This is a genomic window from Pseudoalteromonas sp. SIMBA_162, assembly GCF_046535955.1.
GTDB lineage: Bacteria > Pseudomonadota > Gammaproteobacteria > Enterobacterales > Alteromonadaceae > Pseudoalteromonas > Pseudoalteromonas marina.
This window is the reverse complement of the sequence record NZ_JAWJBQ010001038.1, coordinates 1-242: the sequence shown is the minus strand read 5'-3', so window position 1 is coordinate 242 and position 242 is coordinate 1. Positions and strand designations below refer to the sequence as shown.

Genomic DNA, 242 nt, shown 5'->3' with positions numbered 1-242 from the left:
CCTGTGGCCGATGACCCGCTACTTCCCGTCGCCGGGCGGCAGTGACGAGTACGTTCACCTGTTCCTTGGTCGTTGCAGCAGCAAGGGCGCGGGCGGGCTGCATGGCCTGGAAGAAGAGGGCGAAGACATCCGCGTGCGCGTGTGGTCGTTCGAGGATGCCCTGCAGGCGGTGCGCGACGGGCGCATCTGCAACGCGGCGACTATCATCGGCTTGCAATGGCTGGCGCTGAACCGTGACGAAG

Annotated in this window: 1 pseudogene; it reads left to right on the top strand. The window is 66.1% G+C overall.

Annotated features, from left to right (window positions below):
* Positions 1 to 242 (top strand): annotated as a pseudogene (gene nudF, locus R0J88_RS22870) (ADP-ribose diphosphatase); the annotation flags it as partial.